The 14,940-nt window shown below is 34.4% G+C and carries 13 protein-coding genes and 1 pseudogene; 9 read left to right on the top strand and 5 right to left on the bottom strand.

What is annotated here, in order from left to right; translation table 11 throughout:
• The first annotated feature begins 31 nt into the window (after positions 1-31).
• The gene (locus tag GV828_RS00435; protein ID WP_166535499.1) at positions 32-1,216 is read left to right on the top strand and encodes a pyridoxal phosphate-dependent aminotransferase; all 1,185 of its coding nucleotides are present in this window, start codon (positions 32-34) and stop codon (positions 1,214-1,216) included.
• A gap of 64 nt (positions 1,217-1,280) precedes the next feature.
• Here GV828_RS00435 and GV828_RS00430 read toward each other — a convergent pair whose 3' ends face one another.
• Entirely contained in the window at positions 1,281-2,912 is a 1,632-nt protein-coding gene (locus GV828_RS00430) for a hypothetical protein (RefSeq protein WP_166535498.1), read from the bottom strand.
• Between the two features lie 158 nt (positions 2,913-3,070).
• On the opposite strand from GV828_RS00430, the gene GV828_RS00425 reads away from it, so the two are divergent.
• Genes GV828_RS00425 through fabD form a run of 3 tightly spaced genes read left to right on the top strand, consistent with a single transcriptional unit; the run spans position 3,071 to position 5,189 of the window.
• Complete coding sequence (locus GV828_RS00425) at positions 3,071-3,574, top strand: nuclear transport factor 2 family protein (protein WP_166535497.1); 504 nt, start codon at positions 3,071-3,073, stop codon at positions 3,572-3,574.
• A 36-nt stretch (positions 3,575-3,610) separates the two neighbouring features.
• On the top strand, positions 3,611-4,279 hold the full coding sequence (locus GV828_RS00420) for a YiiX/YebB-like N1pC/P60 family cysteine hydrolase (protein WP_166535496.1): 669 nt from the start codon (positions 3,611-3,613) through the stop codon (positions 4,277-4,279).
• Positions 4,280-4,313: 34 nt separating this feature from the next.
• Positions 4,314-5,189 carry an ACP S-malonyltransferase gene (gene fabD / locus GV828_RS00415; RefSeq protein ID WP_166535495.1) on the top strand — a complete coding sequence of 292 codons (876 nt, stop codon included), beginning with the start codon at positions 4,314-4,316 and terminating at the stop codon, positions 5,187-5,189.
• A gap of 290 nt (positions 5,190-5,479) precedes the next feature.
• Here fabD and galE read toward each other — a convergent pair whose 3' ends face one another.
• The gene (gene galE, locus GV828_RS00410) at positions 5,480-6,496 is read right to left on the bottom strand and encodes a UDP-glucose 4-epimerase GalE (RefSeq protein WP_166535494.1); all 1,017 of its coding nucleotides are present in this window, start codon (positions 6,494-6,496) and stop codon (positions 5,480-5,482) included.
• Between the two features lie 7 nt (positions 6,497-6,503).
• Positions 6,504-7,634, bottom strand: coding sequence for a DegT/DnrJ/EryC1/StrS family aminotransferase (locus tag GV828_RS00405; protein WP_166535493.1), 1,131 nt, complete (start codon positions 7,632-7,634; stop codon positions 6,504-6,506).
• A gap of 101 nt (positions 7,635-7,735) precedes the next feature.
• On the opposite strand from GV828_RS00405, the gene GV828_RS00400 reads away from it, so the two are divergent.
• Genes GV828_RS00400 through GV828_RS13110 form a run of 4 tightly spaced genes read left to right on the top strand, consistent with a single transcriptional unit; the run spans position 7,736 to position 10,261 of the window.
• On the top strand, positions 7,736-8,962 hold the full coding sequence (locus tag GV828_RS00400) for a 3-deoxy-D-manno-octulosonic acid transferase (protein WP_166535492.1): 1,227 nt from the start codon (positions 7,736-7,738) through the stop codon (positions 8,960-8,962).
• 3 nt (positions 8,963-8,965) lie between these two features.
• The gene (locus GV828_RS00395; protein WP_235935391.1) at positions 8,966-9,424 is read left to right on the top strand and encodes a GNAT family N-acetyltransferase; all 459 of its coding nucleotides are present in this window, start codon (positions 8,966-8,968) and stop codon (positions 9,422-9,424) included.
• 34 nt (positions 9,425-9,458) lie between these two features.
• On the top strand, positions 9,459-10,100 hold the full coding sequence (pdeM, locus tag GV828_RS00390) for a ligase-associated DNA damage response endonuclease PdeM (protein WP_166535491.1): 642 nt from the start codon (positions 9,459-9,461) through the stop codon (positions 10,098-10,100).
• Entirely contained in the window at positions 10,094-10,261 is a 168-nt protein-coding gene (locus GV828_RS13110) for a hypothetical protein (protein ID WP_208103120.1), read from the top strand. Before pdeM ends, GV828_RS13110 begins: the two co-directional genes overlap by 7 nt.
• Before the next feature lie 4 nt (positions 10,262-10,265).
• On the opposite strand, the gene apaG is transcribed toward GV828_RS13110, so the two are convergent.
• Both apaG and GV828_RS00380 read right to left on the bottom strand, forming a co-directional pair.
• The gene (gene apaG / locus GV828_RS00385; protein WP_166535490.1) at positions 10,266-10,652 is read right to left on the bottom strand and encodes a Co2+/Mg2+ efflux protein ApaG; all 387 of its coding nucleotides are present in this window, start codon (positions 10,650-10,652) and stop codon (positions 10,266-10,268) included.
• Between the two features lie 78 nt (positions 10,653-10,730).
• Positions 10,731-11,972: pseudogene (locus GV828_RS00380) on the bottom strand (type IX secretion system plug protein).
• A gap of 152 nt (positions 11,973-12,124) precedes the next feature.
• On the opposite strand from GV828_RS00380, the gene GV828_RS00375 reads away from it, so the two are divergent.
• Positions 12,125-14,932, top strand: coding sequence for a M16 family metallopeptidase (locus GV828_RS00375; protein ID WP_166535489.1), 2,808 nt, complete (start codon positions 12,125-12,127; stop codon positions 14,930-14,932).
• Positions 14,933-14,940 lie beyond the last annotated feature (8 nt).

The following is a 14,940-nucleotide window of genomic DNA, read 5'->3' as shown; positions in this document are numbered from 1 at the left end:
TAACACAACCACAAAAAGAATTAATTGTTAGATGAATCCTTTATCAGACAGAATTAACAACCTTTCGACATCGCAAACACTTGCTATGGCTGCATTAGCGAGAGAATTGAAAGCGCAAGGAAAAGATATAATCAGTTTAAGTTTGGGCGAACCAGATTTTTACACACCAGATTTTATTAAAGAGGCAGCAAAACAAGCCATCGATGAAAATTGGAGCACTTATTCCCCAGTTGATGGTTATCTAGAATTGAAAGAAGCCATTTGCCGAAAATTTAAACGCGACAATAATTTAGATTACAAACCAGCAAATATTGTAGTTTCAACGGGAGCCAAGCAAGCCTTGTATAACATCGCTCAAGTAATGATTAATCCAGGTGACGAAGTAATTCTTCCAGCGCCATATTGGGTAAGTTATTTTGAAATAATAAAAATGGCTGGCGGAATTCCCATAGAAGTTCCTACTTCGGTTGAAAGTGATTTTAAAATTACACCAAAACAATTGGAAGAAGCCATAACGCCAAAAACAAAAATGATATGGTACAGTTCGCCATGTAATCCTAGTGGTTCAGTTTACAATCGAGATGAGTTAACGGCACTTTCAAAAGTTTTAGAAAAACACCCAAACATTTTTGTGGTTTCTGACGAAATTTACGAACACATCAACTTTTCCGGGACATTTTGCAGCATCGCTTCCATTCCGGGAATGTTTGAAAGAACAATTACGGTTAATGGCGTTGCAAAAGCGTTTGCCATGACAGGTTGGAGAATAGGCTATATTGGTGCTCCAGAATTTATTGCTAAAGCTTGTACCAAAATGCAGGGTCAAGTAACAAGTGGTGCTAATTCTATTGCGCAAAGAGCCACAATTACCGCGGTTGACGCTAATCCAAATGTTTTAAACGAAATGGTTCAGGCATTTAAAAACCGTCGTGATTTGGTTGTAGGATTAATCAACGAAATTCCAGGATTAAAATTAAACGTTCCCGAAGGTGCTTTTTATGTTTTTCCTGATGTTTCATCTTATTTCGGAAAAACTTTGCGTGGCACAACAATAAAAGATGCTAATGATTTTTCGATGTATCTCTTATCCGAAGCAAATGTGGCAACTGTAACGGGAGATGCTTTTGGAAATCCTGATTGCATTAGATTTTCGTACGCTACAAGCGAAGCATTATTAGTAGAAGCACTCAAACGAATCAAAGAGGCTTTGGCCTAAATAAAAAAAATAATAACTTAATAAAAGCCTCGTGATGAGGCTTTTTTGTTTAGGTTGAAAAAAATTAATTTTTTCTTAAGTTAAGATTGTCAAAACTTGATACATCAATAATTTCTTCGTTATCAACATCAAAAGAAATACTGATAGAATCACCAACGATTGTAACGGGTAACTCATTTGAAAGTTGGGACGAACCTACAAAAATATTCGGATAATCTTTGATAGTAAAGTAATAAAAACTATTGCCGTTTTTTACATCATTTTGGATTCTCGTAACCACCGATTTGAATATTTTTTTATCCGAAATCGATGCGTTATCCAAACCATTGTCTGCCATATTATAAACATTTTTATAAGACATCAAAGTTTCTCGCATGGTATTTCCAACGCCAACAATCGTGTAATCATTAATGGAAACCATGGCAAACATTTTTACCAAACCACCATCATCTTTTAAAGTCATCACATAAGTTGGAATATTATTAATCAAATACGGAATAGGCAACGAGGCATGATAACCTTTTTCTTGAACTTTTCCTTCCGCAGAACTTTGTGCCGCATATTCTGTAGCACCACTTTGATGGTAATATGTAGCTTCTTTTGTTCTCGTATCTACCAAAACAAATCCTACCACAGATTCTTCTTTTCCAACCGAAGATAAACCTGTGTACCAATATGATTTGTGATTTTCGCCATAAACTAAAGTCAAACCTTCGGTAATCATTAACTTATTTTCGTTTGACCAATTCCAGTAGCCTTTTACGTATTCGCCCCAATCACTCAATTGTTCTTCAATAAAACTTATAGGTTGCATTCTGTCCACCCAAATCGGCGTATTTTCAATATCATATTCTTTAATTTCGCCAGTTTCGGCATTCACCACCAAAACTCCGGTGGCATCATTTCCGGCAAAACCCACTCTTTTTTTGTATTTAGTCACAATCCAAAATGGGTTTCCATCATCGTCAATTTCAAAATTAAAATCCTCAAGACCAACCGTAGCATATCCGCTAAAATAAACGTGCCGCTCAATATTTGATCCAAAAAAAGCTTCGGTTTGATACTTTATTTTTACGGGTTTACCATTGGCTTTTTGTATCAATTTTACATCTCTTTCATTAGTAGCAGAAACCATTACGTATCCTGGAGTTCCTTCGGAATTATCTAGCCATTTAAAAAAACCAGTATGCAAAAGTGGCGCCACCCAATATAATTCGCCATTTACTTTTTGAATCGTAAACGAGCCAATTTCTGTTTGACTTCCCAACGAAGGCTGTGATCCGATAATTTTTTCGCCTAAAAGCATCGCTAAATTTTCATCCACTACGCGAATTTTATCGAGAGAAATCGGAGCAATATGATTTTTTAAATTGTCACCGTTTTTTACTTCTCCAATTAAATTTTGATAATCATTAGCATAAAACATTGGTAAACTGGTAACTAACGGGAATATAGTAACATATGTCAATAAAATCCCCAGCAAAACATACCAAAAACGATGAGGTCTTGATACGAATATCATTTTATTAGTTTTCGGCTCAATTTTAATTTTAGTAAAACCTATAATACAAATTAATACAAGCGTAATTAAAATAATTGGGAAAAGTATAAATCCATAATTAATTACCGGAAACGTAGTGTACATAAGGAAAAATCCAAAAACAACTACAAATATTGTAAAGAGAATTTTTTTCATAAAAGCAATCTTATATTTATTTGACGGCAAATTTTGAAAGTGTTACACTTTTTAAGATGATTTTTTATCAAAAACATTATATTTTTTTTACAACGTAAACATTTGTTAAATAAAATAATTTACATTTACACCCTAATTAACAATTTTTAAATACAAAAATGAAAACAACAATGATCCAATCTGTAGCAAAAAAAGCAATGATGTTAATGGCGTTTATTTCTTTTATAACATTAACTTCATGCTCTGGTGACAACCCTGAAGCGGTAGCCGAAAAATTTTTAAACCACGTAAATAAAGCTGAATTTGAAGAAGCAAAAAAATATTGCGATAAAAAAACAGGCGAATTAATTGGTATGATGGCTTCAATGGCTGGTGGAAAAACTGCCGAAATGAAGGATAAAGATATCAAAACTGAAATTATTTCTTCTGAAATTAAGGACGAAAAAGCGTCAGTAAAATACAAAATTGTAGGAAAAGACGCTCCAGCAGATTCTAAAGAACAATCAATTGATTTGATCAAAGAAGATGGAAAATGGAAAGTAACCATTGATAAAGAAAACGCTAACAAAGAAGGTGGAGCTCCTGCTACTGAAGAGCCGGCAGATTCACTTGATACACCAATTGACTCTTTAGAAGTTGACTCGTTAGAGATGGCTGAATAATCTTTAGATTTCTTAAAATTTTAAAAGCATTGCGGTATGAAAAAATTATTTCTAATTACAGCAATGCTTTTTATTTTGGGTTTTGCCACCTTTAAAATCTTTTTTTATTTCGATAAAAAATCTGAAGCTGAACTAGTGGTAAAACACCAAAATACTACTAGACTTTCCGCTGAAGAACTTTCCAAGATTCACGAAGGGGATTTAATTTTAAGGCGTGGTTTTGGTTTTTTTTCTGACTATATTTCAACCGAATTAAACGATGGAGAGATAGACGTTACCCATGCCGGAATTATTGTAAAACAACACGATTCGCTGTTCGTAATTCACTCCCTCTCTTCAGATGTAACGGATATTGATGGTATGCAAATACAACCATTGCGAGAATTTCTTTCGTATTCACATCCCCAAAAAATCATTGTTTCGCGCGTAAAAAACAGCAATGATTCTATTGCACAAGCCATTGCAAATCGGGCTTATTTTTATCTTTCTAAAAAAATTCCTTTTGACCACAAAGGCAACTTTGACGATGATTCGCAGTTGTACTGTACCGAAATGATTTGGAAAATTTTAGAGAAAGACCTTAATTGTGTAACACTTCCGCATGAAACTGAAGCCCGAAAAAAGTTTTTCTATTCCATGACACCCTTGTACAGCACAGATTTTTTTGATATTGAAGTTAACCAATATAATTTATCGAATAAATAGTATTTTTGCATTAGCAAATTAAACAAATTCAAAAATGAAAGCATACGTTTTTCCGGGTCAAGGTGCCCAATTTACCGGAATGGGAAAAGACTTGTACGAAAATTCACCTTTAGCAAAAGAACTTTTTGAAAAAGCTAACGATATTTTAGGTTTCAGAATTACAGATATAATGTTTGACGGCACTGCTGAAGAATTAAAAGAAACTAAAGTAACACAACCTGCGGTTTTCCTTCATTCGGTAATTTTAGCCAAAACTTTAGGCGAAGATTTCAAGCCAGAAATGGTTGCCGGACATTCTTTAGGAGAATTTTCTGCGTTAGTTGCCAATGGAACTTTGTCGTTTGAAGACGGATTAAAATTAGTTTCACAGCGGGCTTTGGCAATGCAAAAAGCATGCGAAATTAAGCCTTCTACAATGGCGGCGGTATTAGGTTTAGAGGATAATACTGTAGAAAATGTTTGTGCTTCAATCGATGGTGTTGTGGTGGCGGCAAATTATAATTGTCCGGGTCAATTAGTAATTTCGGGTGAAACAACTGCAGTTGAAAAAGCTTGCGAAGCGATGAAAGATGCTGGCGCAAAAAGGGCATTGATTCTACCCGTTGGTGGTGCTTTTCATTCACCAATGATGGAACCTGCCAGAGAAGAATTAGCGGCTGCGATTGAAAACACAAAATTTTCAACACCCGTTTGTCCGGTTTATCAAAATGTAACGGCAAGTGCGGTTTCGGATCCGTCAGAAATCAAGAAAAATTTAATTGTGCAATTAACCGCTCCAGTAAAATGGACACAATCAGTTCAACAAATGATTGCGGATGGTGCCACGAGTTTTACCGAAGTTGGTCCTGGAAAAGTACTCATTGGCTTGGTCAATAAAATTGATAAAACAGCAGAAACTTTTTCTGCTTAAAAAATAAAAAATTAAAGTAAAAGAAAATCCCAAGCGACAAACTTGGGATTTTTTTTATAAATATATTAATTGCTCCACTGTTTCATTCTCAGGATTACAAGCATTTGCAAATTTTTTATCGAAATCAAAGTCGGAGGTTTGTTCTGTTTCTTCTTTAATTTTTGAAATTTATACTAAACTTCGGGCTCTCCAATTTTGAAAGCTACTTTATCAATTCATTTTTTCCGTATTTGGTTTCCATAAAATTTGAATTACTGGACTAATTTGCAAATAATTAGGCTCAAAATTTGCTATTGGCGAATCTTTTTTTCCCATTTCCACGCAGAAGCCATCGCTTCATCTAAGGTTGATTGGGCTTTCCACCCTAAAATTGTATTTGCCTTTTCAGTATTTGCGAAAGCTTCTGTAACGTCACCGTTTCTTCGTGGAACTAATTTATATGGTAGTTTTTGACCGCTCACTTTTTCAAAAGAACGAATGACTTCTAAAACCGTACTTCCTTTACCTGTTCCAATGTTGAACGTTTCCACTTTCTCATTATTTTTTTTCAATAACAATCGCTTTAGCGCAACAACATGGGCTTTCGCCAAATCGACCACGTGAATATAATCGCGAATGCAAGTGCCGTCAGTTGTGGGATAATCTGACCCAAAAACGGATAATTCTTTTCTTAAACCAATTCCGGTTTGGGTGATGTACGGCACCAAATTTTGCGGAACGCCAATTGGCAATTCTCCAATTTCTGCAGAAGGATGAGCTCCAATGGGATTAAAATAGCGCAACAAAATGGCGTTAATTTCGCTGGAATTGGCTACATCTTGAATGATTTCTTCGCCAATTTGCTTTGTATTTCCATAAGGCGAAATTGCAGCTTGAACCGAAGCATTTTCGGTAATTGGCATTTTTTCGGCTTGACCGTAAACCGTACAAGACGAACTGAAAATAAAATTTTTATGATTTAATTTTTGCAATTCTTGCAACATATAAACCAAAGTGTTGATGTTATTTTCATAATACAAAAGCGGATTTTCAACACTTTCGCCAACCGCTTTCGAAGCCGCAAAATGTATCACTCCGGAAATATCCTGATGTTTTTTAAAAAATTCCTGAACTGTAGCTTTTTCTCTTAGATCTAAATTTACAAAAACAGGTTTTTTATTCGTAATCGCTTCAATTCCGTCTAAGACTTTTTCAGAAGAATTCGAGAGATTGTCAACAATTACCACCTCAAAACCTTCATTTTGAAGTTCCACAACCGTATGCGAACCAATAAATCCTAAACCTCCGGTTACTAAAATTTTTTCCATCCAAAAATTATTGTAAATATTCTAAAATTGCACTGGTAATAAATGAAATTTGTTCATCATCTAATTCGGTATGCATGGGCAACGAAAGCACTTCATTTACTAATTGATTGGTAACAGTGAAATCATTTTCGTTATAACGCGAATCCAAATACGCTTTTTGGCGATGCAAAGGAATTGGGTAATAAATAGCACAAGGAATGCCTTTGTCTAACAAATGCTGCATCAAACCATCACGATTAGCATCTACAATTCTTAAAGTATATTGATGAAAAACGTGAGAATCAGGCTGTCCTGAGATATAAGGTGTCATTATATTTTTATGATTGGCAAATGCTTGACTGTACTTTTGCGCTGCAACTTGACGGGCTTGGTTGTATTGGTCTAATTTTGGCAATTTTGCGTTTAAAACTGCCGCCTGAATACTGTCTAATCTTGAATTTACTCCCACAACATCATGGTGATAACGCACGTACATTCCGTGGTTGACAATGCCGCGAAGTGTGTGAGCTAAATCATCATTATTGGTAAAAATTGCTCCACCATCACCATAACAGCCTAAATTTTTTGAAGGGAAAAATGACGTTGACGCCACGTGACCAATTGCGCCAACTTTTCTCTTTTTTCCGTCAAAATAGCGGTAGTTTGCCCCAATTGCCTGAGCATTATCTTCAATCACAAATAGATTGTTTTCTTCGGCAATTTGCATAATTGCTTCCATATTTGCCGCTTGTCCAAAGAGATGCACAGGAACAATTGCCTTAGTTTTTGGTGTGATTGCTTTTTTAATTGCTTCAATCGAAATGTTGAAAGTATCTGGTTCCACATCTACCAAAACAGGCGTTAATTGTAAAAGTGCTATTACTTCTACTGTGGCGGCGAAGGTAAAATCGGCGGTAATGACTTCGTCACCAGGTTTTAGACCCAAAGCCATCATTGCAATTTGCAAAGCATCGGTTCCATTGGCACAGGGAATCACGTGTTTTACGCCTAAATATTCTTCAAGATTTTTTTGAAATTGATGAACTTCCGGACCGTTAATGTAGGTATTGGTATCTAAAACTTCTTGAATCGAAGCATTAACCGTTTCTTTTATATCTTCGTATTGACCTTTTAAGTCAACCATTTGAATTTTTTTCATCTAAAATTAAATTTTACAACAAGCAAAACTACTAATTAATTGACTGTTGACCAATGAAATTTGCACAATCTGGCGTATTTTAGCCAATCAAAAAAAAGTCTATGTTTTTCCTCTATAATCTACTGGTTTATTTTGCCCAATTTTTCTTAAAAATAGTGGCATTATTTAACCCGAAAATGAAACTTTTTGTATCCGGAAGAAAAAATGTTTTTAAAACATTGCTAAGCAAAATTTCTGCTAAAGACAAAACTATTTGGTTTCACGCCGCATCTTTAGGCGAATACGAACAGGGGTTGCCGGTGATGGAAAAAATCCGTCAGGAATTCCCAAATCATAAATTAGTGCTGACTTTTTTTTCGCCTTCGGGGTTTGAAGTTCGGAAAAATGCGACAACTGCAGATGTGATTGTGTATTTGCCATTGGACACGAATTTTAACGCCAAAAAATTCATAGAAATTGTACATCCCGAAATGGCGTTTTTCGTAAAATATGAATTTTGGCCCAATTATCTTAACCAAATCAAAAATAACAACATTCCAACGTATTTAATTTCTGGAATTTTTAGAGAAAATCAAGTGTTTTTTAAATGGTATGGCGGTTTTTACAGGAATGCGCTGAAAAGTTTTAAAATGTTTTTCGTTCAAAATGAATCGTCTAAAAATTTACTGCAAAAAATAGGTTTCAGCAATGTGAAAATTAGTGGAGATACGCGATTTGACAGGGTTTTGAAAATTTTAAATCGGGATAATACTTTAGATTTTGTAGAAAAATTCACGGATAAAAAATTCACAATTGTCGCCGGAAGCACTTGGCAACCTGACGAGGAAAAAATTGTAAAATACATCAACAACAACGATTTTGACATTAAATTTATTATTGCGCCACACAATGTAAAACCCAATCAAATTTCGGAATTAAAAAAGAGCATTACCAAAAAAACGGTTCTATTTTCGGAAATGAAAAATAAAAATTTAGCGGATTATCAGGTTTTTATTGTGGATACGATTGGGATTTTGACCAAAATTTACAGTTATGCCGATGTGGCTTATGTTGGCGGTGGATTTGGTACTTCGGGTTTGCACAATATATTGGAACCCGCCACTTTTGGAATTCCAATTATCATTGGACATAATTTTAAGAAATTTTCGGAAGCGGTGGCGTTGGTGAATTTAGGTGGATGTATTGCGGTAAAAAATTATGAGGATTTGCGCCAAACTTTAGATTTTTTGTTTACCCATGAAGAAGAGCGTTTGGAAAAAGGCCATATCGCATCAACGTTTGTGAACATGAATAAAAATGCTACCCAAATCATTTTTAACAATTTATAGCAGATGAACACTCAATTCAAACCTTTGCAAACAACTGATATTGAAAATGTTGTAAGGATGATGCAGGATTTTTATGCCATTGATAACTATCCAATGGATGTGGCGGTTGCTAAATCATTGTTTTTTAATTTTTTAGGAAATGAAAATCTAGGCAAAGCATGGTTAATTTATGCAGATGATGAATTGGTTGGATATGTGATTCTGACGTTTGTATTTAGTTTTGAATACAAAGGAAGAATTGCTTTTTTAGACGAATTATATCTTTCCGAAAAAGCCAGAGGCAAAGGCATTGGCAAAAAATCGCTTGATTTTATCCACGAGCAAGCAATTTTACTTTCACTAAAAATTATTTACTTGGAAGTGGAAGGTCATAACGAATTGGCGCAGAAACTTTATTTATCTAAAGATTTTGAAGTTCATAACCGGAAATTGATGAAATTGGTGGTGAAAAGAAATTTATGAAAAATTGAAAATCATCGAGTAGCCGACAATGATTATGACGAATACCATAAAAATTAATGACAATACATTTGTTCTTCATTCCAAAGGAGCGGTTTTTTGGGAGGAAAAAAAGGCGCTTTTGATTGCAGATGTTCATTTAGGAAAAGTGTCGCATTTTAGGAAACACGGAGTTGCAGTTCCTAAGATTGCCGTTTCAAAAAACTTTACAAGGTTAACTGAAGTTGTGGATTATTTTAATCCGGAAAGTGTGATTTTTTTGGGTGATTTATTTCATAGTTCTAAAAATAGTGAGTGGCATCTTTTTGTAGAATGGTCAAATTGTTGTGTGGCAGAAATAATTTTGATTGCGGGAAATCACGATGTTATTGCAAAAGAAAATTATGATAAGATAAGTGTTAAGGTTTTTAAGGAATTGGAAATTGACGGTTTTCTCTTAACACATCATCCTACAGAAAGAGAAGGTTTTTTTAATTTTTCTGGTCATATTCATCCTGGGATTAAATTACGCGGTTTTGGCGGACATCATGTAAAATTACCTTGTTTTTTCCAGAAAGAAAATCAGATGATTTTACCGGCGTTTGGTGAATTTACCGGGAAATATATTTTGGTTCCGGAGAAGAATGACTTGGTTTATGTATTGGCAAATGATGAGGTGGTGTTGATTGAAAAATGTTAATTGTGGTGGATTTGCACGGATTTAGCCCCGGTTGTAGCGGAAAGCTTTTTGAAGGTTTTGACTATTTTTTTCTTGGAATAAAAGAGCGACCAAAGAAGCTCCTTTTATGCTTAGAAAAAAAAGAAAAACTGAAAAAACTTGTAGCGGAAAACGGGAAATAGCTTCTTAATTTAATGCAAATGGAGCACTTAATTTAAAGTTTGGAACGATTACTCGAAAACTTTTGGTGGAGGTAAAATTAATCATGTTAAAATAACCTTTCATAGCACCAAATGGAGAGGAAAGTAAACAGCCGGAACTATAAGTATGTGATTCTCCGGGTTTTAAAACAGGTTTTTTGCCGATAACGCCTTCGCCATCTACCACTTCTTGGTGGTTGAGCGAATCGGAAATATCCCAGTGGCGTGACATTAATTGAACGGAATCTTTGGAGTAATTTTCGATGGTAATTTGGTAAGAAAAGGCAAAATGAATCTTGTAGTTCTTGAAGTATGTTCCTTCAAAACTAGTGAGAACTGAAATCTTTATGCCTCTTGTAATTTGTGTCACCATAACCTCAAACTTATTTTCAAACTTACGAATTTTTTTTTAAAGTTATTTTTAGTGCTAAAGATTTTGTTTAGTTTTTAGCTAATTGACGATGTCAATTGAACTTGCTGAGGATTTTCCAACCACGCGATCGTAGCGTTCATTAAGTCCACGATAATAAACAATGGCTTGATACTCGTTTTCTGTTTGAAAAAAATTTCCATCAACAGCATTTTCGGCATCTATTTTTCCAGAATTGTCCGTTAATACATATTAATAGTTTGTAAAACCTTGTTTAATGACTAAGGCTTTTTCATACATCCCCGTTTTGGCGTTGTAATCCATTTTATTTTCAGGTGAAAAAGCGTAGTTGTTGAACATTCCGTTGATGTAAACATTCCGGTTTTTAGGAACCATTTGGGCATCGAGAAGGAAGAACACCCAAGCATAATCGGCTTCGATTTGATTATTTTCTACGTAAAGATTTCTTACGACAAAGTTACCATTTATGTCTGGAGCGAAGGTATAAATTTGCGAAGCTCTGGCAACATTTGGGTACAAATGAGTGTGGTATAATTCTTTGGCTTCAACGTAATGGATATTGTTAGCAACGGCTCGAATTTCTTTGTTGTCAAAGTTTAAAAACTCGTTTCCAGCCCAAAATTGAGTTTCTTTATCGTACTTATAAATGAGGTCGTTCCCGAGTGTGTATTGCGGCTTGATGTTGTAAATGGCGTTGTTAAACTGACCGTTTTGTAGGAGCATTACTTTTACATTTTGCAACGGATTTACAAATGTGATGATTTGTGATCTTACCGCAAAATCTAAATTGTGCTTGTAATTTATGTCCGAAACTTCACGGGCTCGTTTAACCTGTAAAGGCACAGAAACCAAGTCTTCGTACAAAATAAATTTTCTGGAAAACAAGACTTCTCTGTCTTCGTTTAGGATTTTAATTAAATAATTTCCTGTCACTCTAAATTGGGTAAACTGGTTAGGAAATGATAATCGATAATGCGAATATAACTGTAATGTGTTGAATGAATTTTCGTAATCAATAATACGCTGGTTGTCAAATCCATTAATATATTCTGCTTTTACTAATGCCGAAGGTGTCCAGTCATAATTGCAATGGACTATTTCGTAATAATAATTAGATTCGTTTCCGTAAATGTCGTCAAACTGAAACTGGAAGTTTTCATTTAAGCGAAATATAGGAATCACGTTTTGACCATTTTGCCAAAAAGTAACGGTTTTAATATTAAAGGGCGGATAAACTTCTTTTTGAACCTGCGCTTTTCCGGAAAAAAGGGATAAGAAAAAAAATGCAAGAATATACTTCATAAAAGTGTTATTGGTTGTATTTGGTAAAGATAAATAAATTGTAATACAATAATTTAATAAAAATAAATTGAAATAATGTTAAACCTTTTATAATAAAATATAATAATGTAAGTTATAATTTTAGATTTACAAACCATACATAATTAAAAAACATGAAAAACAACAAAATTTTCGCATTATTGTTGGCATTTCCGCTAACAATTTTTGCCCAAGAGTTTAAAGGTGATGCCAAAATTCCGTTTGACCCATCGGTAAAAACTGGAACATTGGAAAATGGCTTGACGTATTACATCAAGCAAAATGGCAAGCCGGAAAATAAAGTTGACCTTCGATTGGTTATCAATGCAGGCTCTATTTTAGAAACTGACGAACAACAAGGATTAGCACATTTTATGGAACACATGTGTTTCAACGGAACAAAACGTTTTCCTAAGAATAAATTGGTAGATTATTTGCAAAGCATCGGGGTAAAATTTGGTCAACACTTAAATGCTTACACCAGTTTTGATGAAACAGTTTACTTTTTACCCATTCCATCTGATGATCCGGAAAAATTAGAGAAAGGTTTTCAAATTATTGAAGATTGGGCTTTTAACGCAGTTTTGACTCCAGAAGAAATCGATAAAGAAAGAGGAGTAGTCCTAGAAGAATACCGTTTAGGGCTTGGAGCTGATAACCGTATGATGGAACATTTTATGCCAAAAATGATGTACAATTCCCATTATGCTAAACGTTTACCAATAGGAAAAAAAGAAGTTTTAGAAAATTTTACCTATGATAAATTAACTAGTTTTTATAAGGATTGGTACCGTCCGAACCTCATGAGCGTTGTGGTTGTGGGCGATATTAATGTAGAAGAAATGGAGAAAAAAATTAAAGACCATTTCGCTTCGTACAAAAACCCAGCAAATGAAAAACCACGAAAAGTTTTTGATGTGCCTAACCATAAAGAAACATTCGTAGCTGTAGAAAGTGACAAAGAAGCCTCGTCATCAGAGGTTCAACTTATTTATAAAGACCATGGAACACCAACGCCAACGGTTACAGTAAATGATTTACGTGAGGATTTGATTGAAAATTTATATGCTACGATGTTAAACAACCGTTTGGAAGAATTGACTAATTCTGCCACACCACCGTTTACTTACGGATACACTTATCACGGCGGAACTTGGGCTCGTACAAAAGAGGCATATCAGTCTTTCGCAATGATGCAAGAAGATAAACAGCTCGAAGCTTTAAAAACTTTGGTAACAGAAAATGAAAGAGTGAAAAAATTTGGGTTTACCCAAAGCGAATTAGACCGTGCGAAATCAGATATTTTGGCTCGAGTAGAAAAACAATTTAATGATCGAGATAAGACTAATTCAGCTAATTTTGTGGGGCAATATCAGGCACATTTCTTAGAAAAATCACCAGCTCCAGGAATTGAGTGGAGTTTTAATGCCATGAAAAATATTTTGCCAACCATTAAATTACATGAAGTAGATGCATTGGTGAAAACTTATATTAAAGACGACAATCGTGTAATTATTTTAACGGGTCCGGAAAAAGAAGGATTGAAGAAAGTAACGGAACAAGAAGTTTTAACCGCTATCAAAATAGATGAAGCATCGTTAAAACCTTATGTAGATACCGAGATTGCTAAAAGTTTAATAAGAAATTCTATTAAACCAGGTACCATTACTAAAAAAGAACATAATGATAAACTTGGAACTAAAACACTTTTCCTGTCAAATGGTGCGAAAATCACCTACAAGAAAACTGATTTTAAAAACGATGAAATTTTAATGGAAGGGGTGAGTTTTGGTGGTTCAAATTTATATTCTAATGAAGATTATCTTAAAACTCAATTCGCCAATGGCGCTTTGACTGAAGCAGGTTTTTCAGGATTAAAATTAAATGATATTAATAAATTCATGAACGGAAAAATCGCTTCTGTTTCACCATACATAAGCAGTACCACCGAAGGTTTCCGCGGAAGCGCTACACCAAAAGATTTAGAATATTTGTTCCAAATGACACATGCTTATTTTACTGATTTAAATTATGACAAAGAAGCATTTGAAGGATATAAAACTAAGCAATCAGCATTTTTCAAAAACCTTTCTTCACAACCTAACATTTTCTTTCAGCAGGAACTTTACGGAGTTTTAATGAAAGACAATCCTCGATTTACGGCGCTTTTTCCAGATGAAAAAGACTGGGATAAAACCGATTATCAATTGGCTTACAATAAATACAAAGAAAGATTTTCTGATGCAGGAGATTTTGAATTTTTCTTTGTAGGAAATATTGACGATGCTAAGATGGAGCAATTTGCTACACAATATATCGCTTCATTGCCATCTAAGGGTAAAAAAGAAAGCGCAATCGACTTAGGTTATAGAATGGCAAAAGGCGAGTTAAAAAAAGTAGTCAATAAAGGTTCTGATCCTAAAAGTAGTGTAAGAATTATGTTTTATGGTGACACACCATATTCCGCAAAAGAAGATTTAGCTATACAAGCTTTAGGAGAGGTTCTAACTATAAAATTAGTCGAAGAATTACGTGAGAACGAAAGTGGCGTATATGGAGTAGGGGCAAGAGGTAATATGAATAAAATTCCTTATGGTTCCTATTCATTTAGTATTAGCTTCCCATGTGGTCCAGAAAACGCTGAAAAACTTACAGCATCGGCATTGAAAGAATTACAAAAGATTATAGAAAATGGACCAACTGCCGAAGATCTTGCAAAATATAAAGAAGGGGAATTGCTTGACTATAAGAAAAATAGTAAAGAAAACCGTTTCTGGCTATCTACACTTTCTAACGCATATACTAATGAGTTAAATCCAGAAGAAGTTCTAACATACGAAGCTAAAATAAAAGCTTTGAATGCAAAAGAAATTCAAGATGTAGCTAAAAAATATTTAACGAAAGACAAAGTAGTTGCGATCTTAATGCCAGAAAAAAGCTAAAAAATAGT

Source organism: Flavobacterium ichthyis (assembly GCF_009915155.1).
Taxonomy (GTDB): Bacteria; Bacteroidota; Bacteroidia; order Flavobacteriales; family Flavobacteriaceae; genus Flavobacterium; species Flavobacterium ichthyis.
Note: the sequence above shows the minus strand (reverse complement) of the source record. Positions and strands in the feature narration are given on the sequence as shown.

What these genes read in the sequence shown, in the direction of transcription:
- GV828_RS00435 (WP_166535499.1), top strand. Translation starts at nt 32, where the DNA reads ATGAATCCTTTATCAGACAGAATTAACAACCTTTCGACATCGCAAACA.
- GV828_RS00430 (WP_166535498.1), bottom strand. Translation starts at nt 2,912, where the DNA reads ATGAAAAAAATTCTCTTTACAATATTTGTAGTTGTTTTTGGATTTTTC.
- GV828_RS00425 (WP_166535497.1), top strand. Translation starts at nt 3,071, where the DNA reads ATGAAAACAACAATGATCCAATCTGTAGCAAAAAAAGCAATGATGTTA.
- GV828_RS00420 (WP_166535496.1), top strand. Translation starts at nt 3,611, where the DNA reads ATGAAAAAATTATTTCTAATTACAGCAATGCTTTTTATTTTGGGTTTT.
- fabD (WP_166535495.1), top strand. Translation starts at nt 4,314, where the DNA reads ATGAAAGCATACGTTTTTCCGGGTCAAGGTGCCCAATTTACCGGAATG.
- galE (WP_166535494.1), bottom strand. Translation starts at nt 6,496, where the DNA reads ATGGAAAAAATTTTAGTAACCGGAGGTTTAGGATTTATTGGTTCGCAT.
- GV828_RS00405 (WP_166535493.1), bottom strand. Translation starts at nt 7,634, where the DNA reads ATGAAAAAAATTCAAATGGTTGACTTAAAAGGTCAATACGAAGATATA.
- GV828_RS00400 (WP_166535492.1), top strand. Translation starts at nt 7,736, where the DNA reads ATGTTTTTCCTCTATAATCTACTGGTTTATTTTGCCCAATTTTTCTTA.
- GV828_RS00395 (WP_235935391.1), top strand. Translation starts at nt 8,966, where the DNA reads ATGAACACTCAATTCAAACCTTTGCAAACAACTGATATTGAAAATGTT.
- pdeM (WP_166535491.1), top strand. Translation starts at nt 9,459, where the DNA reads ATGACGAATACCATAAAAATTAATGACAATACATTTGTTCTTCATTCC.
- GV828_RS13110 (WP_208103120.1), top strand. Translation starts at nt 10,094, where the DNA reads ATGTTAATTGTGGTGGATTTGCACGGATTTAGCCCCGGTTGTAGCGGA.
- apaG (WP_166535490.1), bottom strand. Translation starts at nt 10,652, where the DNA reads ATGGTGACACAAATTACAAGAGGCATAAAGATTTCAGTTCTCACTAGT.
- GV828_RS00375 (WP_166535489.1), top strand. Translation starts at nt 12,125, where the DNA reads ATGAAAAACAACAAAATTTTCGCATTATTGTTGGCATTTCCGCTAACA.